The following is an 18355-nucleotide window of genomic DNA, read 5'->3' as shown; positions in this document are numbered from 1 at the left end:
GCGGGCGGTTGTGTCGTTTCCCCGGAGGTGTGGCATCGGTTGCCGTGGCCGGTGAGGTTCTGCTGCTTCCTCGCCCTCTCGGAGTTAGGGTTGCTGTTCTTGTGGTATCCCGAATTCCGGTAGTCTTGATTTGTTCTGTGGTATGCGAGTTTGAAGGCCCGTCAATGACGTGACGTGCAGGCTGAGGAGGCAGAGTGCCGGAGAGGAACGTCGAGTTCGGGAAATACGGGGCTCATGGCCTTAAAGGGCATGAGGCGGTGGCCCGTCGGCTCGACGCACTCGCCGGCTTTGTCGCCACTCCGGTCACGGTGCGGCGTGGTCTGCTGGCCCGGTTGCACTACCTCACGCGCAGCGATCACGCCCGCGCTGCTGCCCGGGATGCGGGTCTGACCGTCACGGATCGCACGGTCAGGGCGTGGCTGGATGGCAGGCGGAGTCCGTCGGGGGAGAACCTCGACAGGATCGAGGCCGCGTACCGTACTGTGCGGCGCCACAATGTGGCCCGGTACTTGCTTGCGCGTCTCAATCGTGAGGGCCGTGGCACACGTGTGGAGTTCCATCCGCTGAACCAGTCCCGGGTTCCGAGGCCGCGTCAGCGGGTGATCGAGTACCGCACGCTCAATGTCCGTCACTGGGACCGCATTGTGCAGGCCTGGGTCGAGGACGACGACGAAGCGCTCGATGATGCCTGGGTCAATGATGTGGTGGTCGACTTGGGCTCTCAGTGGGGCGAGTACGAGTATGTGACCAACGTCGGGTTCGCGGCCTGATCCCCTTGTAGACCGTATGAAGCGGCCGTTCTGAGGTGTGTCTGAGGACGGTTGCCGCGCCGAAGGCCGATGCCCCGAGGGGAAGTTGACACGGGTTGCCCACCGGTGAACACGGTGGCGGGTAGTGCCGCAATTACCGGGAGGCACCGGATGTTCTCCGAGCGTACTTCGGTCGGTCTGGATGTCCACGCCCGCACCGACGAGCCCATACGCTCCTGCCCACTTGACAAAAACGCCTACATATCACGGCCTCGGGTGTCCTCCCGTCGGCGTGTCGGAGGGAGCAGCGTGCTGTTGAGGGCAGGACTGTTCTGTCGCTTTGAAGCTGTCGGATTGTCGTCGCGTCATGTGCTGGGCGGCTGGCCGGTGTCGTCGAAAGTCGGTTGATCGTGGCGTCTTGGCCTGGGGTGATTTAGAGGCCTCTAAGTGTATGAGGCCATGACGTTGGTGACGGTCTGCCTGAGTGTTGCTGCGGGTGGTTGTCCGCCGAGGGCGGTGTGGGGTCGGTGGTAGTTGTAGTGGATGTTCCACACCGCCAGCGCTTGGACGCGCTGGGTTTCGGAGGTCCAGGTGCGTGCGTACAGGAACTCTTCTGCCAGGATCCGGTTGTACCGTTCCACTTTCCCGTTGTGCCGGGGCGTGTACGGCCGGATCCGTTGGTGCCGTGAGCCAAGTAGGGCGCGGGTGAACGCGTCGGCGCGGTAGCAGGCACCATTGTCGGTGACGAGCCGTTCGATGCGGGTGATGCCGTGTGCAGCAAACCACGCCCTGGCTCGGTGCAGGAATGCTATCGCCGTCGAGGCTTTCTCATCCGGCAAAGGTTCCGTGTAGGCGAGGCGGGTGTGCCCGTCGACCGCGGAGTGTAGGTACACGTACTCTCCACGGCCGGTCTTCTTCTTGTTCCGGCTGACTGCCCGGGAGCGGTCGCTGTTTCGGCCGTGGGCTCGCCATCCGCCGCCGTCAGGTATCCGTCCGACCTTCTTCACGTCGATGTGGACCATGTGTCCCGGCCGGCGAGCGGTGATTGTGCGTGGTTTCCGAGTGGTGTGATGGTGCGACGGCTCACGGCGTGAACGGTTTGGCTGAGTTCGAAGGCGATTCGTCCTGCGGACCACTTGTGGTTTCGGCGCATCTGCTCGATCCGCTCCACTACCTCGCCCGGTGTGGCGGTGCGGTGTGGAGGACCGGTCGTGCAGGCCGAGCTCGCCATGACGGCGGTACCGGTTGACCCACTTGGAGGCGCATGCCCTGGAGATGCCCATCTCCGCAGCAACGTGGGCGATCGGACGTGACTGGCATCGCTCGACCAGTCGCCTGCGGCCCTCAACGGAGAGCGGTGCGTTGGCGTGGGTGCCCATCAGATGGCGGCGAGGTTGTTGAGCAGGTGGCCCAGCTCTGCCGGCGCCTGAATGTGGGCCAGGTGGCCCTGGCCAGGGAGTTCGTGGACTTCGGCGTGCGCGACGTGCTGCCGCACGTGATCGAACGACGTTCCGTAGGGGGCCGTTCCGCGATTGCGCTGGCCGATGATCAGGTCTGCTTGCTCTGCCTGCTGCGCCATCAGATCCGGAGGTGGCTCCGCGTTGAGGGCGCCGAGTTCGGCGTACAGCGGTCCGCTCAATCGACGCAGTGTCGCCCAACTGTGGGGATCGGCCCGAAGGTCGTCGATATGTGCTGCGGAGAAGCCGGAGATCTGCCGATTGACGATCTCGACGCAGCGATCCCAGTCCGCCGTCCCCTCTGCGGCCTTTAGGTCCGGCAGTGCATGACGTCCGAATGGTCGCATCACCGGCTCGTAGGCGATCACCTGGGGAATCGGGCGCTCGTTGGCGGCCAGCAAGGTGATCAAGCCGCCGTAGCTCCAGCCGAAGAGCGTCCGCGCGCTGTCGAACTCGTCAAGGACCACGCCGAGGTCCTCGATCTCTGTCCGCAGCGAGTACGAGTTGGTCAGCGCCCCCGAGGGGGCGCGGCCCCGGCGGTTTACGACTACCACCGAGGGCCAGGCGTCGACGGAGCCCGCAACGTGGCGCCACGTGTGCGCGTCGCTCATCACGCCGGGGACGACGACGAGGCCCGGAGCGTCCGGCTCCCCGTACACATCGACCGTCACCCAACTGTCCCCGCCGACCGGCAGCCTCTTCTGGATCGTTTGCTCCATAAATTTATTATGGAGCAAACGATCTATAATGCAAGCGTGACTGGACGAAACCGTGGGCGACCACGAGCCTTTGACCGTGACCGCGTGGTCCTTGATGCAGCTCGCCTCTTCTGGCGACGCGGCTACTCCGGCACTTCGACCCGCGCCCTGACCGCGGCCCTCGGTCTGTCCACCTCTAGCCTCTACGCCGCCTTCGGCAGCAAGGCTGGACTGTTCGAGGAAGCGGTTCGGACCTACGCCGAGCGGTACCGCGAGATCTATCAGCAGGCGGTCGCCGAGAACGACATCCTGACCGTGATCAAACGCATCCTCGCCGACTCGGTGCACGAGTTCACCCAGCCAAGCGACACACACCCCGGCTGTCTCATCAGCAGTGCCGTGATGAGCGACAGCACGAGCACGCTCGACACCAGCGCCTACGTCGCCGAACTGCACAGCTCGAACGAGCAGGCCCTCCTCGCACGCATCGAACGAGCGATCCAAGAAGGGGAACTAGCCGCCGGCACCAACGCAGCGGTCCTGACCGGGCTCGTCCAATGCGTCTGGCACGGATTGTCAGTGCGATCCAACGGCGACACATCTCGCGAGGACCTGCTCGCGACGGCGCAACTTGCTCACCATCTGATCTGCCAACAACTCACGTCACCAACGTCCTGACCCGCAACATCTAAGCCTTGATTGGTGCGGCCGACCTGGCGGCCTGCTCGATCTTCGCGCAGTAGGCTGCACGGGCTTCCTCGTCGATCTGCTTCTCGTATTCGGGGCGCACCCCGGTCCGGCCGTCGAGGCCCTCGCGCAGGATATCGGCGTGCCCGGCATGCCGGTTGGACTCGCCGAGGACATGGACCATGACGGCGAACAGGTTCGTGTTGGGATAAGGCTCCGGCCACCACGGCACGTGGCCGGGGGCGTCGAGGGGAAGCTCGTTGATCGTCGTGTCCGAGTGTTCCCACGTGCGCCGGTAGAACCCGGTGATCTGATCGCGGGTCTCGTCCTCGGTCGCCCACAGATCGCTGCCGTCGTAGTCCTGCCACCGGGGCAGCGGTTCCGGGGAAGGGCGGTCGAAGACCTCACCGAAGTACCTGGCCTCGACGGTGGCCACGTGTTTGACCAGGCCGAGGAGGTTGGTCCCGGTTACTGTCAAAGGTCGGCGGGCGTCGTATTCGGACAAGCCGTCGAGTTTCCAGAGCAGCGCCTTGCGGCCCCGCCGCAGTCTCCCGTGCAGGTTGTCTTTCGCGAATTCATCGATCATGCGGCATGAGCCTGCCATGGGCTGCTCGTGGTCTCAAGATCCCGTACGTGGTCCGCAACGACTGGCAGAGCCTAGGCCTGGCCATGGCCGCCGCCTGTAGGGTCTCGCCGCCGATGACATGTCGATCTTCTGTGACCTGCTGGTTCTCTGTTGTCTCACCGCGATGTCACCCAAGATCAGTCTCAGGTCGATGCCATTTCCTCGGCGGAACAATGAGTCTGCGGCTGAGCCACCGAGCACGAGGACTACATGCGAGCTCAGATCGCGCACCGATGAGTTTCCCGCGCCGCGCCGGTCTGCACGCGTGAGACCGACTCACGGAAGGCTGGCGCCATGCGGAAACTGATCTACGGCATGAACCTGACCCTGGACGGCTACATCGCCGCGCCCGGCGACGACATCGGCTGGAGCGTGCCGAGCGACGAGCTGTTCCAGTTTTGGTCCGACCAGTTGCAGGCGACCGACCTGTCGCTGTACGGGCGCAAGCTGTGGCAGACGATGAGCTCCCACTGGCCGACCGGCGACCAGCAGCCCAACGCCACCCCGGCGGAGATCGAGTTCGCGCGCCGCTGGCGGGACATGTCGAAGGTGGTGTTCTCCTCGACGATCGACAAGGTCGACTGGAACACCCGCCTGGTCACCGGCGACGCGGTCGCCGAGATCACCCGGCTCAAGGCCGAGGACGGCGGCCCGATGGACATCGGCGGCGCGACGCTCGCCGGGGCGGCCATGCGGGCCGGGCTGATTGACGAGTACGTGCTGGCCACCGCGCCGGTCCTGGTGGGCGGCGGCACGCCGTTCTTCACCGCGCTGGACAACTGGGTGAACCTGAACCTGGTGGAGACGCGGACACTTCCCTGCGGCGTGATCCTGACCAGGTACGAGACGAGGCGCTGAGCGCCCGTCCGGGAGTCACGGGCCATATGCTCCGCGGGTGACACCGGAGGAGCTGGCTCGCCTTCGTCGCCGCCGAACTCAACAGCCACCCCCGCAGGACCCTCGGCTGGCAGACCCCCGCAGACCTCTTCGCCAAGCTCGTCGCAACACTGGAATGATCACTGTGTTGCGATGATCGCTGGAACCCGCCCGAGTCTGATGGCCCCAGTTGGGGATCTTCGATGAGAAGCGTGACCGAGTCGGTTGGCCCCACCTCGAAGGTGTGGCCGTGGCAGAATGCCGACATGGTTCCCATCCGAAAGGGCGATGCCGCGTAGGCGCCCGAAGGCCGTCCGAGCGGAGCGGTGGCGGCCCCCCACACATGTGCCGGTCCCTCGGATTCCGGGGGTATCTGCTCGGACACGGGCCGCTGTTCGCCGTGTTGAGGCCGAGTACCTGTGGCCGAACGCCGTTGCTGACGCGCTCAACCGATTTGAGTGGGCCTTCAGGCAGCCGGGACGTTATCTGACTGGCCCCGGTGAGAGTCCTGGTATCGAGGTCGAAGACGGCCGCGATGCGCTGGAGGTGGCTCTGAGGCACCTTCCGAGGGGAGCCCGAGCCGACCTGGGCCGCCTGGTGGAGCAGATCGATGTTGAGTTCGAGCGTCGTACTCTTCCGAACCCGGATTGGGCGAGCGAGTGGACGGCAGGGCGCTGGTGGTGGTGGCGCATTCGGGAACGGTGACAGCGGTGGCACCGCAGGCCATCGTGGTCAGGAGTCTGCGGTGGCGCGCTGCCTGGCTTTGGTGTGGGCGAGGCGGTAGGAGTCGCTGCCGGTCTCGATGATGTTGCCGCCGAAGGTGAGACGGTCGACGACGGCCGCGCAGAGCCTGGGGTCGGTGAACGTCTTGGTCCACGAGGAGAACGATTCGTTGGAGGCGATGGCCATACTGTTCTTCTCCTCGCGCTCGGTCAGCACCTGGAACAGCAGTTCGGCGCCCCGCCTGTCCAGCTCCGTATAGCCGAGTTCATCAATACAGAGAAGGTCGACGCGGCCGTAGCGGGCGATGGTCTTGGTCAGCAGCTTCTCGTCGGCTGCCTCGACAAGCTCGTTGACGAGCTTGGTGGCCAGGACGTACTTGACCCGGAAGCCGGCCATCGCGGCCTCGGTGCCCAGGGCGATCAGCAGGTGGGACTTGCCGGTCCCCGAGTCGCCGATCAGACACAGCGGCAGCCCCTTGCGGACCCATTCGCAGGAAGCCAGGGTGTGGATCGCCGCCGGGTCGATGGCGGAGTTTGCGTCGAAGTCGAACGTGCGCAGCGCCTTCTTGCGCGGGAAGCCGGCCGCCTTGATCCGCCGCTCGGAGCGGCGGCGGTTGCGGTCGTCGCACTCGGCCATCAGCAGCTCGGCCAGGAACCCGCGGTAAGTCATCTGGTCGCGCGCCGCGGCGTCCGCCAACTCGGAGAACTGGCTTCGCATCGTGGGCAGGCGCAGGTTCCGGCAAGCCGCGTCGATGGCGGCATCGGCGGCGGGTTCGGTCAGGCCGCGCGGACGGGTGGCACTCATGGCGGGACTCCCTTAGCTGGTGGGACGCCCGGCCGACGACCGGGTATGACGAAGGAGCTGGTCGTAGGCGGCCACCGAGGGCAGCGGGCGCGGATCGGGCGGCAGAGCGGCCACCGTCACACGGGCATCCACAAGACGCTGAAGTGCGCGTTCCACCTCACCGAGGGCGGCCTGCACCTGCTCAGGCCTCCTCCCGCAACCGCGCGACCTCTTCCCGGACCTTCTTCTCCCGGGCCTCCAGCAGACCGAGCACTGACGGCACCAGCCACCTCCACAAGCGAGACGAACGGACGGGCCACGCCCATCTCTCCCGCCGTCAGCCGGAGTTCATGCCCACCCAGCCCGAACCAAACGACCACGTTCGGAAAGCGGATGGCGTCTGAAGCCCCTGCGCGTTTGGGGAACCAGGACCCCTTCCACTCGCCGGATCAGAGGTGGCTGGTTGACAGCGCGAGCAGAGCGGTGACGAGGGTGAGGGTTCCGCCGAAGGCGACTCCGGCCCGGAGCAGCGCGGCAGGGAGAGAAACACCGTCCCAGCGGGCGAGGAGCGCGGCGACTACGGCGGTCAGGAGGGCGAGAAGTACGGCGGCAAGCAGGACGAGCGCCAGCAGAGCCAAATGTGTGGACGAGGCAGGCATGGGCGTTTTCCGTTTCCATGGAGGGGAGCCGACGGGCTGGGTCCCGTGGGTGACGGAAAGGAAGATGGTTCAAGTCGCGTACAACGGAGTTCAGTTGGACAAAGATGAACAGGCCTGAACAAGCAGGTCGTTGTTGTCCACGGAGGGCCGGTGGAGACGAGTAAGCGCCAGCAGGAGGCATTGGCGGAACTGAAGGAGCGGCTGCGGAGCCTTCGGGTCCAACAGCGGTTGTCGATGACCTCGCTACCCATCCGGGCCGGTCTGAGCCGCACCACGGTCAGCCAGGCGCTGAACGGAACGAGTGTGCCCAGCGAGGTGACAGTGGTGGCGCTCGCCGCAGCGGTGGGAACCGACCCCGCTCCGCTGCTACGCCTGCGCGCCCGTGCCCTGCCCCCTACGGCACCTGCCTTGACGGTGGGAGGCACAGCGGACGCCGGGCCAGCCACGCACCAGGTGTTCGAGAGCTGGTACCGGCAGTATGTGGAGCGTCAATACGGGACGTTGTCGGTGATCGGGCTTGATCTGTCCCGGCCGGACCGTGCGTCCTGGCCCATGGATGCCGCCTATCTCAGTCTTGAGTTCACCACACCCATGTGGGGCTTAGTACCGGCAGGGCACCAAGGGGAGATGGGCGCTGATGTGCTTGTCGGCTCGATGAGAGCGGACGTACGCATGAGCTCGGACAGCGGCGCGGAGATTCGAGTGGAGCGTGCCGAGCAAGCCCTGGCTGGACGTCAGCGGATCCTCGTACGAGGACTGGCCGGCAGCGGCAAGACCACTTTGTTGCAGTGGCTCGCGGTCGCCACCGCCCGCCGAAGGCTGCCGCCCGAACTGTCGCATCTGGCGGACTGTCTACCATTCGTCCTGCCGTTGCGGAGTTTGGTACGGCGCCGCGAACTTCCCGTCCCTGATCAGTATTTGGCCTCCGTCGGCTGCCCCCGCGCGGGCTCCCAGCCGCCGGGCTGGGTCGACCGTGTCCTCCTCGACGGCCGGGGCCTGATACTCGTGGACGGCCTGGACGAGGTCCCGCAGGCGCAACGCGAGCAAACCCGACAGTGGTTGCACGATCTACTCGCGGCCTACCCGCGGGCCGCCTACCTGGTCACGACCCGGCCATCCGCGGTACCTGAGGGATGGTTGACCGATAGTGGCTTCACCGAACTGACGGTACGGTCGATGAGCAACCGGGATGCAACGGTGTTCGTCACCCGCTGGTACAAGGCGGCTGCTGCGGGGACCCCCGCCGTTGAGGAACGCGCGGGCCTGGCTGCGCTGGAAGAGGCACTGAAGGACACGGTGCGTTCCCAGCCCGACCTGTCCCGCCTGACCACGACCCCGCTGCTGTGCGCCCTGGTCTGCGCCCTACATCGTGACCGGCGTGGCCAACTGCCGCACGGACGCATGGAGTTGTACGAGGCTGCCCTGTCGATGTTGCTGCACCGCCGAGACCGTGAACGTGGCATCGGCGCCACCGAAGGCCTCGTCCTGACCGAACGCCAGAGCGTCCAAGTCCTCCAGCGTCTGGCCTACTGGCTGATCCGAAACGGCCAGACCGAACTCGACCACGACACAGCCCGGGCCCTCATCGACGAGGCCCTCCCCGCCATGCCCGACATTGCCCATCAGGCCGACGCCGCCCAGGTTCTCGCCCATCTCATCGCCCGCAGCGGCCTGCTGCGCACTCCTACGGTGGACACCATCGATTTCGTCCACCGGACCTTCCAGGACTACCTGGGAGCCAAGGCTGCCATCGAAGCCCGCGACATTCCCCTCCTGGTCCGCAACGCCCATGACGACCAGTGGGAAGACGTGCTGCGCATGGCCGTGGCACACGCCCGCCCTGCCGAACGAGCCACGCTTCTGCGTCGACTCGTCAACCGTGGCGACCGAACGCTCAAACACCGCAGCCGTCTTCACCTGCTCGCCACGGCCTGTCTCGAATACGCCACGGAGATCGATCCGCAGGTACGCCAGGAGGTTCGGAACCGTACTGCCGAACTTCTGCCACCGCGCAGTGCCGAGGAGGCCCAGGCATTGGCAGCCGTGGGCCCGATCATCCTCGATCTACTGCCCGGTCCTGACGGACTCGAAGACGACGAGGCCTTGGCCGTCGTCCAAACGGCTAGGAATGTTGGCGGCGACGCCGCCCTGTCCGTCATGAAGAGATTCCGCAACTGCACTCTTGACAGTGTTCGATGGACAATAGAGAACTCGTGGAGCCGCTTCGACACGGACGACTATGCCCGTGAAATCCTTTCCCAAACACCTAACCTCTCAAATGTGCTAATAGAAAATCCCGAGCAGTTGGCCACATTCCACCGCATGAAAATTCCAGGTCGAGCAAAATGCCGGGAAACCTTTCATGGGAATATCATGACCACTTCCTTCGCCCCGCAGGAAATATCCTCGCTGACCATCTCGAACAATAAAAGTCTGGAGAACCTGGACTTTCTTCGGTCTTTTACTTCCCTCACGGAGCTCAACCTGTACGACTGTCCAAGAGTTGCAGACCTGGCAGGCATCACCGAGCTACCCATTCAGACACTCTTCGTTTTCGACGGTTCCCCCAGGTGTGTCGAGCACCTAGCCAAACTGGCTGGAGTCGGCTATTTAGGATTGGGTATGGAACTGCCGATCCGTGATTTAGGGCAGCTCGAAATAAACTCAACTCTGAAGACCCTGATGCTCACATTCGAGGCGTGCAAAAATCTCACTCTGCGCGGCATAGGACGCTGGGATCAGCTTGCGGTGTTGAACTTGACCGGCCTCGTTGACGGTTTCTCCGAAGTGGCGACCCTGCCGGCGCTGAAAACTCTCATGCTCCAGAAAGAGGCCAACCTCTCCATGCTCTTGCGTATGCCCCCCGCCCCACAAATAAAGTCATTCTTCATGGCCAACAAGAGTGACTGGACGGGAGAAGACGGTGACCTGAGCATCGTCCGCTCCGCGCTGCCCGGCCTTCAAAGCCTGACACTGGGCCCACCGGACAAGAACACACGCATCGACCTCACCCCTCTGCACGGAATGCCGAACCTCACGATCCGCCTGTGCGGGGTAAGTACCGTTGTCGGTGCCGAGTGCTTTCCGGAAGGGTCCATCACCTTCGAGCCACGTCCTCGGAGCCAGTCCTCACCAGCAAAGACAAAAGCACCGGCACTGCCACCCGCCGGTACCTGATGGCTCCAACCCCTTGGTCGAACAGGTCGCAGATCAGGCATCCGATGCGGTTGCGGCGTCAAGCGGCGACGGCGAGAGCAAGTGCGGGGTGCATATCGGTGGCCATCGAGACGTCGCGGCGATGCTGTCAGTGAGGAGAACGCAGGTCGGTGTCGCCGTCAACGGCTGTTCGTGGATGCCTCGTTCGAGGTGGTGACCGCATCTGGATCGGTGGAACGTTGCGGCGCCGCGGAGCCTTCCGCGGGCTTGGACCTCGCCAGCCACAGGCCGGTGAACACGGCGGTGGCCAAAGTGACGGTGCCGGCAGCGAGGAAGGCGCTGTTGAGGCCGGTCTCGAAGGAGGCGCCGCCGGATTGCCGGGTGCGGACGATGGCTCCGAGTACCGCCACGCCGAGCACCGCGCCGATCTGCCGGGTGCTGCTGCTGATGCCTGATGCGAGGCCGCCTTCCTGCGGGCTGACCGCTTGGATGGCGGCTCCCGTCAGTGGGGACATGGCCAGGGCGAAGCCGATGCCGACCACTCCCAGCCGCCACCACACGTTCCCGTAGCCGGTGTCGGCATGCACCATGCCGAGCGCCAGCAGTCCCAGGCCGGCCAGGGCCAGGCCGCTGGTCACCACGATTCGGAAGCCGTACCGGGCGGCGAGCCGGCCCGCGTACGGGCTGACGATCACCATGGCGAGGGATACCGGCAGGGTCTGCAGGCCGGCGCGCAGGATCGAGCTGCCCTGGACGTACACGAAGAACTGGGAGAAGAAGAACGACGAACCCATGAGCGCGAACCCCACCACGACCATGGCGGTGTTGGACACGGTGAACAGCCGCTGCCGGAACAACCGCAGCGGCAGCATCGGAGCGGAACGACGCGCTTCGACGGCGACGAAGGCGGCGAGGAGGATCACCGCGGCGGTGAAGCTGCCCAGGATCACCGACGACGTCCAGCCGCGGGCACCACCCTCGATCAGCCCATAGGTCAGCGCCCCCACCCCCAGAACGGACAGCACCGTCCCCGGGACATCGATCGCGGGGGCGCTCGGATTGCGGGTCTCTTCAAGGCTGCGCAGACCGACCAGCAGAAGGACCACGCCGATGGGCAGATTGACCAGGAAGATGGCGGGCCAGCCGAAGGCATCTGTCAGCACGCCGCCGGCCACGGGGCCTGCGGCCAGACCGATTCCGCTGAGTCCGGCCCACAGCCCGATCGCCTTGATTCGTTCTTGCGGCACGGGATAGGCGGCGGCGAGCAGGGCGAGAGAGGCAGGGGCCAGCGCCGCGGCCCCGATGCCCTGCAGCACCCGGCCGGCGACCAGCCAGCCGACCGACGGCGCGAGGCTGCACAGCAGCGACGCGACGGTGAACACCGCCACGCCGGTCAGGTACACCCGCTTGCGGCCGAACCGGTCGGCGAAGATACCGCCGGACAGCAGCAGCATGGCGACCAGCAGTACGTACGCGTCGACGATCCATTGCAGACCGGTCAGCTGAGTGTGCAGCCGGTGCTGCATATCGGGCAGCGCTGCTCCAACAATCGTGTTGTCGAGCAGGACCATGAATTGGCCCAGGCAGGTCACCGTGAGCAGCACGGCCCGGTTCGGCCGACTGCCTACGGCCGCAGGCGATGCAGCCATGGGGATTCCTCTCAGTCGTCAGATACGCCTCTCCACGGCCGACGCGGTCAGCCTCCGGGCGCCCTAAAGCAGCCGGTGGCTGCGTTAGGAGACTGTAAGGAGGGTTGCCTCGTAAACGCAAGCCCCAACTGCGTTAAGGTGGGGGCATGAACGAGCGACAGCGAGCCCGGCGGCCCGGCGGGCGCAGCGCCCGCGTGGGCGCGGAGGTGCACCGGGCCGTCACCGAGCTGATCAACGAGCGCGGCTACGGCAACTTCACCGTCGGCGAGGTCGCAGCCCGCGCGGGCGTTGCCGACAGCAGCATCTACCGCCGGTGGGGCGGCCTGGAAACCCTGCTCGCCGACGTGACACTCACCCGCCTCAACGCGCAGTCGCCGATGCCCGACACCGGGAGTCTGGACGGCGATCTGCGCACTTACGCGGCCCAAGTGGCCCGCGAGATCACCGGACCCGACGGCCTGTTGTTGGTGCGCCTGGCTGTCGCCCTGTCGAGCAACGGTCAGCAGGGCCTGCAGGCGCGTGACGACCTCCGCGCCGAACGCACCCGGCAACTGCAGTCCATGCTCGATCGCGCCAGCGAACGCGGCGAGCACGCACCTGACGCGTTCGGCGTGCTGGACCACATCCTGGCCCCGATGTATATCCGCGTCTTGTTCGGCATGGAGCTCACACCGGACTACGTCGACGGGCTGGTCGACCGATTGCTGTGAGCTCAACCCGGTCCCCGGGATCAGCCCTCGGACGCGGTGGCCAGGGCTCCGTGAGGTGCTCTACTACGACGTCATTTCATTTGGTGAGTCTGCGGTAGCAGATGAGAGTGCGGGCGAAGCTGGTGAAGGCCAGGAAGTGATCGGCTTTGCGCTCGTAGCGGCGGTGCAGTCTGCGTCATTGGCGAGCCAGGACATCGTGCGTTCTATGGTCCAGCGGTGTCGGCCCAGCCGGGTCGAGGATTCGATGCCCCTGCGGGCGATGCGGTGCCTGATGCCGCGCCCGCGTAACCATCGCCGCAGGTGGTCGTAGTCGTACCCCTTGTCGGCGTGGAGCTTTCCCGGTCTGCGCCGCCGGCGTCCGCGCCGGGAGCGGATGGGGGGTATGCCCTGCACCAGCGGGATCAGCGCCTGGCTGTCGTGCAGGTTCGCTCCAGAGATTTTGCTGTTCGTCAGCTCCACGCCGACCTCTTCGCAGATGCTTCGCACGCGTAGCGGTCCGTCCGCGCGGGTGAGTACGGCCAGGATCTGCTCATAGGCCGGGGCATCCGGCGGGATGGGAGCCGGGGTGGTCGCCGGCGCCGGTTCGGGATCGGGCAGGGCGAGGAGTGTCTGACGGGTCGTCGTGACGCTCGCGGCCTCCTGCTCGAATTCGGTGAGTTGCGCGGACAGCTCCGCGATCTGCGCGCGGACAGTTTCCTGTTCGGCAGTGATCTGCTGTTCGCGGGTCTCAAGCAGGACCAGGACGGCACCGAGGGTGAGGTCGGGGTTGGTCATGCGCCGCGCCAGGCCGGTGCGGCCGTGCCGGTCAGCCGACGCGCCATCACGTCGCTTATGGCCCAGTAGATTCACGACTCGGCCGAGGACGTGAGGTGTTCGTAGTCCCGCACCAGCCTGCGCAAGAACATCAGGATCCCGTTTGTCTGCTCCACCACCCACCGCTTGGCCTGCGGAACAAACCCCACGTCACCAGGGTTGCGCGTGACGACCTCGACCTCGATGCCCAGTTTCTGACCGTGATCCACGACGGCCTTCTTGAACCCCTGACCCACCAGCGCCTTGACGACACTCGCATTGTCGGCGGCGACCTTGTCCAGCACGGCGATACCCGCGGCGTTGTCGTACGTGCAGGCCGGCACCACCACCGCCGCGATCACCAGGCCCAACACGTCTACAGCCAGGGCCCGTTTGCGGCCCGGCACCCTCTAATTCGCATCCCGGCCCGTCGTGGATGCAGGAACACCGGAAGCCGCATGGAGGCTCTGGGCGTCCAGCACCACCAACGACGGGTCCTCCAATCGCCCCCGGCGCTCCCGCACCCTCCACCGCAGCAGGTCATAGATGACCTTGTCCGTGCCGTCGTCGCGCCAGGTGCAGAAGTAGTACTTCACCGCGCCCGGCGGCGGGAGGTCGTGCGGCAGGCAGACCCACTGGCAGCCGGTCCGTGACTGATAGAGCAGAGCGTTGACGATCTCCCGCATCTCGTACCGGCCCAAATGCCCGCTCACCGAGGGGTGTTGGGCCTTCCAGGCCGAGATCACGGGCTCGACCAGAGACCAGCGCTCCTCGAATAAGTCGCTCATGTATAGCTGCCGCTCACTCACGCCAGGAATCCAGCAGAACCCCCGCCCCACAACCAGCCCGATTCCCCCAGAGCCACACGTTCAGGCGACAGCATCACGGACACCAGATCGCATACCACCCTCTCAAAGTACGGTGTGTGACATGGCGTCCGAACACGCGCCAGGGCCCACTGGGGAACTACGTCCATGCAACGGCCACGATGGCTGCGGCCGCCGTGAACGTCCCCACGGCATAGAACGCCCACTGCTGCTTGTTGCGCATGCCCACGAGCGCTGTTACCGCCACCAGGACGTCCAGGGCCAGCTTCACCCCCATCTTCGCGTTGTCCACCGGCAGGTCCAGGGACGTCCGGGTCCATATGAGTCCCGCACCGGTGACCAGCTGAACGACCGCGCTGATCGGCATGTAACTGCCGGTCACCGGGTCCTTCCCTCTCAACTGGAAGAAGACGCCACCCATGATCGCGGCGAACCCGAAGAGGTGGAAGACAAGGAACACGTACCGAAGGATCTCCATGCCGGTGATCGTTCCATAGGCGCAGCACCAATTGACGATCTTCTACACAAGAGCACGACCACGTCCGCATCACCCTCGCGACCACCACCACCGAGGATCTCGACGGCGACGACTCCCCGGACAAATCCGAACCGGCCCCGCCCGGACACCCCTCTACCCCAAGTACCTGGCAGTCACCGCAGACAGGAAAACCGTCCCCGCCAACCCGCGGCCTATGCAGAGCCCTTGTTGCTCGGGCTACCGGGATTCATTCGCAGTGCTCCGGCCTTCAGGCCGGGGGTGAAGCGAATCTGACGGTGGCGACGCGGAGCGTCGCGGATTCCGGTCCGGCGGAGCCGGACGCCGCGTATTCACCACCATGGCGCGGAGCGCCACGATGGCTGGTCGCGGCGGAGCCGGGCGATACTCACACCGGCCGGTGCTGCTGCTCGATGTACTGCTTGACCACCGAGAGCGGGGCGCCGCCGACGGTGCCGGCGAAGTAGGAACCGGACCAGAGCTTGTTGGCGCGCCAGTAGTGGCGTGCCAGGTCGGGGAACTCCTGGCGCAGTCGGCGGGAGGAGACGCCCTTGAGGGAGTTGACGAGTTTGGTGACGGCGACCTTGGGCGGGAAGTTCACCAGGAGGTGAACGTGGTTGTCCCCACCGTTGAACTCCACCAGCTCGCACTCGAAGTCCGCGCACACCGACCGCATGATCTCCTCCATCCGCGTCAGGTGATCGTCCGTGAATACGTTGTGCCGGAACTTTGTCACGAAGACCAAGTGCACATACATCACGAAAACACAGTGCCGACCAGTTCTGATCTTCTGCATGCCGCCGGTAACTCAAGTGTCTAGCGTGACGGTCATGCAGCTTCGGTACAGCTTCCGCCTGTACCCGGACTCCGGCCAACGCGCCGCGCTGGCGCGGGCGTTCGGGTGCGCCCGCGTCGTGTTCAACGACGCCGTGCGCGCCCGGGAACACGCCCGCACAGCGGGCGAGGCCTTCCCGACGGCCGGCAAGTTGTCCAAGAAGTTGATCAACGCTGCGAAGCAGACCGCTTCACGGGCCTGGCTGGGTGAGGTCTCCTCGGTAGTGCTCCAGCAGGCGCTGCGCGACGCGGAGGCTGCCTACAAGAACTTCTTCGCCTCCCTCAAGGGGCAGCGGCAGGGCGCGAAGACGGATGCACCCCGGTTCAAGTCCCGCAAGGACAACCGGCAGTTGATCCGCTTCACGGCCAACGCCCGCTGGTCGATCACCGATTCCGGGCGGCTGCACCTGCCGAAGATCGGGGCGGTGCGGGTGAAGTGGTCACGGACTCTGCCCGTCCAGCCCTCTTCGGTCACCGTGATCAAGGATGCGGCCGGGCGGTACTTCGCCTCCTTCGTCATCGACACCGACCCGGCCGCCGACGCCACCCGGATGCCCGAGTCCGACCAGACCATCGGCATCGACCTCGGCCTGGCCCACTTCGCGGTCCTGTCCGACGGCTCGAAGATCGACTCCCCCAGGTTCCTGCGCCGCGCGGAGAAGAAACTCAAAAGAGCCCAGCGGGAGTTGTTCCGCAAGCAGAAAGGCAGCAGGAACCGCGAGAAGGCCCGCCTGAAGGTTGCCCGCGCCCACGCGAAGGTGGCCGACGCGCGCAAAGAATTCCACCACCAGCTCTCCACGAAGCTGATCCGCGACAACCAAGCGATCGGCGTGGAGGACCTGGCGGTCAAAGGACTCGCGCGCACCAGACTGGCCAAGAGCGTGCACGATGCGGGCTGGGCACAGTTCGTACACATGCTGGAATACAAAGCGGTCAGGTACGGCCGGACCCTGGTCAAGATCGACCGGTTCGAGCCCACCAGCCAGGTCTGCTCGGCCTGCGGGGCCAAGGACGGTCCCAAGCCGCTGCACATCCGGACCTGGACCTGTGCCGCCTGCGGTGCGGTCCATGACCGGGACCACAACGCCGCGAAGAACGTGAAAACGGCCGCCGGACTGGCGGTCGCAGCCTGCGGAGCGCAGGTAAGACCAGGACGCGTCCCGGCACAGCGCGACGAAACAGGAAGCCACGGATTCTCCCCCGAACCCCGTGCCGCGTAGCGGCACAGCAACGGATGAGAAGGCCAGAATCCTCGGGCTTCAGCCCGAGGAGCAAGTCAATGCCGAAGAGCGTCGGAGGCGTCTGCACCGAAACCGAGCCCGGCTTGTTCACCTGTGGCCAGCCATTGGCACGCCATGCTTCCATTGCCGAGCGGCGGCGTGCATCGCTCGCGAGTCGAAGGCGCGCAGAAGGCCGGCAGGAAATGTTGCGGTCGGAGCCGGAGCCCGGGCCGGTCGATTGAGCACAGGAGGCTCGCCCTGAGGGCCGACGTCGCCCAGGGCATCCGGCTCAGCGACCGACCAGTGCCCGAGAGGTCTGGGACGTCCGAGGAACCGGTCTCCTCGGATCTGCGTCCGCGATGCGGACGGGGCTCTCGTGGGCCGGTGCGGGCCGTCAGCCGCCGACGGGGCCGGTGTAGGTGCCCGGGTGCGTGGCGCCGTCCTGGAGCAGGAGACTGCCACCGGGCCAGGTCAGGGTGGTCGAGGTGGTCTCGTTCGGCGGGGTGATGACGACCGAGGTGGCCTTGAACTCGGTGCCGCTGCCCTGGGTCCACGGCAGGAAGGTGATGGTGAACGTCGTGCTGCTGCCGGCGGCCAGGGTGACCTTCTTGGGCGTCGCGCTGCTGCGGGTCAGTGACCAGCTGCCGCTGGAGGACTTCAGGTCGACCCCGGGGAAGCCCTGGATGGTGCACGCGGCGGACGTCTTGTTCTTGAGCACCACGGCCAGCTGCTGCTGGTCGTCCGAGCTGCTGATCTTGCCGTCGCCGGAGCCGAAGGAGAAGCCCAGCCCGGCGGTGTGGCAGCGGCTCGCGCCGGTGCCGCCACTGTTGCCGGTGCCGCCGATGCTGGTGCCCGTATCGCCGCCGCCCGTGCTGCTGCCTGCGTCCTTGGTGGCACCCGTGTTCTCGGCCGTATCGCCGCCGGCCGCAGTGGCCGAGGACGAGGAAGCCGGTGCGGACGACTGGTCGCCCGAGGCGTCGTTGCCGCTGCCGTTCCCGCAGGCGGTGAGCGTCAGGGCCAGCGCGGACGTGGCGGCGAGTGCGGTGGCGGCGTGGAACAGGCGCATGATGCGTTTTCTCCGTTGCATGAGGGGCGCTGGCGGGCGCCGTGTTGATCACCACAGTACGAGGGGGTTCTCAACAGCCCAGTAACAGAGGCGTCCTGATCTAGCGTCAGCCATTCAGAAGGCTTTCAGTGCTGCGGTTCACGGCGCCTTCTGTGCCGCCGGAGCTCCGCTCCTCCATCGCAGCTGCGTCCCTGATTCACAGCACGTTCCCGGTCAGGGAAGCGCTCACCTGCGCCGTGACGGTCCAGGCACTTGAGCTACGGGTTTCACCCACGTGAGGGGGCGGAATCATAGGCTGCCCGATGCACAGAAGGAGGTCTGCATCCTCAACTGGTTTCTCAGGCCACG

At 65.8% G+C, this 18355-nt stretch carries 14 protein-coding genes and 3 pseudogenes; 6 read left to right on the top strand and 11 right to left on the bottom strand.

The genetic code is table 11. The features are described from left to right. Window positions 1-194 precede the first annotated feature (194 nt). Window positions 195-770: a transcriptional regulator gene (locus OIC96_RS01080; RefSeq protein ID WP_330309776.1), complete on the top strand. Its 576-nt coding sequence runs from the start codon at window positions 195-197 to the stop codon at window positions 768-770. Between the two features lie 422 nt (window positions 771-1192). On the opposite strand, the pseudogene OIC96_RS01075 reads toward OIC96_RS01080, so the two are convergent. Both OIC96_RS01075 and OIC96_RS01065 read right to left on the bottom strand, forming a co-directional pair. Continuing rightward, window positions 1193-2128, bottom strand: a pseudogene (locus OIC96_RS01075) (IS481 family transposase). Then, entirely contained in the window at window positions 2128-2925 is a 798-nt protein-coding gene (locus OIC96_RS01065) for an alpha/beta fold hydrolase (protein WP_330309777.1), read from the bottom strand. The pseudogene OIC96_RS01075 and the gene OIC96_RS01065 overlap by 1 nt, the downstream one beginning before the upstream one ends. A gap of 36 nt (window positions 2926-2961) precedes the next feature. Here OIC96_RS01065 and OIC96_RS01060 point away from each other — a divergent pair, with 36 nt between their 5' ends. Further along, a complete protein-coding gene (locus tag OIC96_RS01060; RefSeq protein WP_328457737.1) occupies window positions 2962-3582 on the top strand; it encodes a TetR/AcrR family transcriptional regulator in 621 nt (206 codons plus the stop codon). A 10-nt stretch (window positions 3583-3592) separates the two neighbouring features. Here the strand turns inward: OIC96_RS01060 and OIC96_RS01055 are convergent, their stop codons facing one another. Then, window positions 3593-4177 carry a DinB family protein gene (locus OIC96_RS01055; protein ID WP_330309778.1) on the bottom strand — a complete coding sequence of 195 codons (585 nt, stop codon included), beginning with the start codon at window positions 4175-4177 and terminating at the stop codon, window positions 3593-3595. 333 nt (window positions 4178-4510) lie between these two features. Between OIC96_RS01055 and OIC96_RS01050 the strand changes: the two genes are divergently transcribed. Further along, window positions 4511-5074 (top strand): dihydrofolate reductase family protein, encoded by a 564-nt coding sequence (locus OIC96_RS01050; protein WP_330309779.1) that lies wholly within the window; start codon window positions 4511-4513, stop codon window positions 5072-5074. A gap of 750 nt (window positions 5075-5824) precedes the next feature. Here the strand turns inward: OIC96_RS01050 and istB are convergent. Both istB and OIC96_RS01040 read right to left on the bottom strand, forming a co-directional pair. Continuing rightward, the gene (gene istB, locus OIC96_RS01045) at window positions 5825-6619 is read right to left on the bottom strand and encodes an IS21-like element helper ATPase IstB (RefSeq protein WP_330309780.1); all 795 of its coding nucleotides are present in this window, start codon (window positions 6617-6619) and stop codon (window positions 5825-5827) included. Window positions 6620-7047: 428 nt separating this feature from the next. Next, window positions 7048-7257: a hypothetical protein gene (locus OIC96_RS01040; RefSeq protein WP_330309781.1), complete on the bottom strand. Its 210-nt coding sequence runs from the start codon at window positions 7255-7257 to the stop codon at window positions 7048-7050. A gap of 150 nt (window positions 7258-7407) precedes the next feature. Between OIC96_RS01040 and OIC96_RS01035 the strand changes: the two genes are divergently transcribed. Next, on the top strand, window positions 7408-10434 hold the full coding sequence (locus tag OIC96_RS01035) for an NACHT domain-containing protein (protein WP_330309782.1): 3027 nt from the start codon (window positions 7408-7410) through the stop codon (window positions 10432-10434). 158 nt (window positions 10435-10592) lie between these two features. On the opposite strand, the gene OIC96_RS01030 is transcribed toward OIC96_RS01035, so the two are convergent. Further along, a complete protein-coding gene (locus OIC96_RS01030) occupies window positions 10593-12062 on the bottom strand; it encodes an MFS transporter (protein ID WP_330309783.1) in 1470 nt (489 codons plus the stop codon). Window positions 12063-12208: 146 nt separating this feature from the next. Between OIC96_RS01030 and OIC96_RS01025 the strand changes: the two genes are divergently transcribed. Next, complete coding sequence (locus OIC96_RS01025; protein ID WP_330309784.1) at window positions 12209-12772, top strand: TetR/AcrR family transcriptional regulator; 564 nt, start codon at window positions 12209-12211, stop codon at window positions 12770-12772. A gap of 76 nt (window positions 12773-12848) precedes the next feature. On the opposite strand, the pseudogene OIC96_RS01020 reads toward OIC96_RS01025, so the two are convergent. From OIC96_RS01020 to tnpA, 4 genes and pseudogenes are all read right to left on the bottom strand, one after another. Next, window positions 12849-13213, bottom strand: a pseudogene (locus OIC96_RS01020) (transposase); the annotation flags it as partial. Window positions 13214-13542: 329 nt separating this feature from the next. Continuing rightward, window positions 13543-14373, bottom strand: a pseudogene (locus tag OIC96_RS01015) (IS5 family transposase). Window positions 14374-14530: 157 nt separating this feature from the next. After that, a complete protein-coding gene (locus tag OIC96_RS01010; protein WP_330309785.1) occupies window positions 14531-14869 on the bottom strand; it encodes a hypothetical protein in 339 nt (112 codons plus the stop codon). Window positions 14870-15275: 406 nt separating this feature from the next. Then, the gene (gene tnpA, locus OIC96_RS01005) at window positions 15276-15683 is read right to left on the bottom strand and encodes an IS200/IS605 family transposase (protein WP_330309786.1); all 408 of its coding nucleotides are present in this window, start codon (window positions 15681-15683) and stop codon (window positions 15276-15278) included. Window positions 15684-15717: 34 nt separating this feature from the next. Here tnpA and OIC96_RS01000 point away from each other — a divergent pair, with 34 nt between their 5' ends. Further along, window positions 15718-16941 (top strand): RNA-guided endonuclease InsQ/TnpB family protein, encoded by a 1224-nt coding sequence (locus OIC96_RS01000; protein ID WP_330309787.1) that lies wholly within the window; start codon window positions 15718-15720, stop codon window positions 16939-16941. A 394-nt stretch (window positions 16942-17335) separates the two neighbouring features. Here the strand turns inward: OIC96_RS01000 and OIC96_RS00995 are convergent, their stop codons facing one another. Then, the gene (locus OIC96_RS00995) at window positions 17336-18007 is read right to left on the bottom strand and encodes a DUF4232 domain-containing protein (protein ID WP_330309788.1); all 672 of its coding nucleotides are present in this window, start codon (window positions 18005-18007) and stop codon (window positions 17336-17338) included. Window positions 18008-18355 lie beyond the last annotated feature (348 nt).

The organism is Streptomyces sp. NBC_00775, from assembly GCF_036347135.1.
GTDB classification, from domain to species: Bacteria; Actinomycetota; Actinomycetes; order Streptomycetales; family Streptomycetaceae; genus Streptomyces; species Streptomyces lutosisoli.
Note: the sequence above shows the minus strand (reverse complement) of the source record. Positions and strands in the feature narration are given on the sequence as shown.

Bases quoted from the DNA above. Each gene is read 5' to 3' on its own strand.
- OIC96_RS01000 (WP_330309787.1), top strand. From the start codon at position 15,718: ATGCAGCTTCGGTACAGCTTCCGCCTGTACCCGGACTCCGGCCAACGC.
- OIC96_RS01025 (WP_330309784.1), top strand. From the start codon at position 12,209: ATGAACGAGCGACAGCGAGCCCGGCGGCCCGGCGGGCGCAGCGCCCGC.
- OIC96_RS00995 (WP_330309788.1), bottom strand. From the start codon at position 18,007: ATGCGCCTGTTCCACGCCGCCACCGCACTCGCCGCCACGTCCGCGCTG.
- OIC96_RS01055 (WP_330309778.1), bottom strand. From the start codon at position 4,177: ATGATCGATGAATTCGCGAAAGACAACCTGCACGGGAGACTGCGGCGG.
- istB (WP_330309780.1), bottom strand. From the start codon at position 6,619: ATGAGTGCCACCCGTCCGCGCGGCCTGACCGAACCCGCCGCCGATGCC.
- OIC96_RS01065 (WP_330309777.1), bottom strand. From the start codon at position 2,925: ATGGAGCAAACGATCCAGAAGAGGCTGCCGGTCGGCGGGGACAGTTGG.
- OIC96_RS01040 (WP_330309781.1), bottom strand. From the start codon at position 7,257: ATGCCTGCCTCGTCCACACATTTGGCTCTGCTGGCGCTCGTCCTGCTT.
- tnpA (WP_330309786.1), bottom strand. From the start codon at position 15,683: ATGCAGAAGATCAGAACTGGTCGGCACTGTGTTTTCGTGATGTATGTG.
- OIC96_RS01050 (WP_330309779.1), top strand. From the start codon at position 4,511: ATGCGGAAACTGATCTACGGCATGAACCTGACCCTGGACGGCTACATC.
- OIC96_RS01010 (WP_330309785.1), bottom strand. From the start codon at position 14,869: ATGGAGATCCTTCGGTACGTGTTCCTTGTCTTCCACCTCTTCGGGTTC.
- OIC96_RS01030 (WP_330309783.1), bottom strand. From the start codon at position 12,062: ATGGCTGCATCGCCTGCGGCCGTAGGCAGTCGGCCGAACCGGGCCGTG.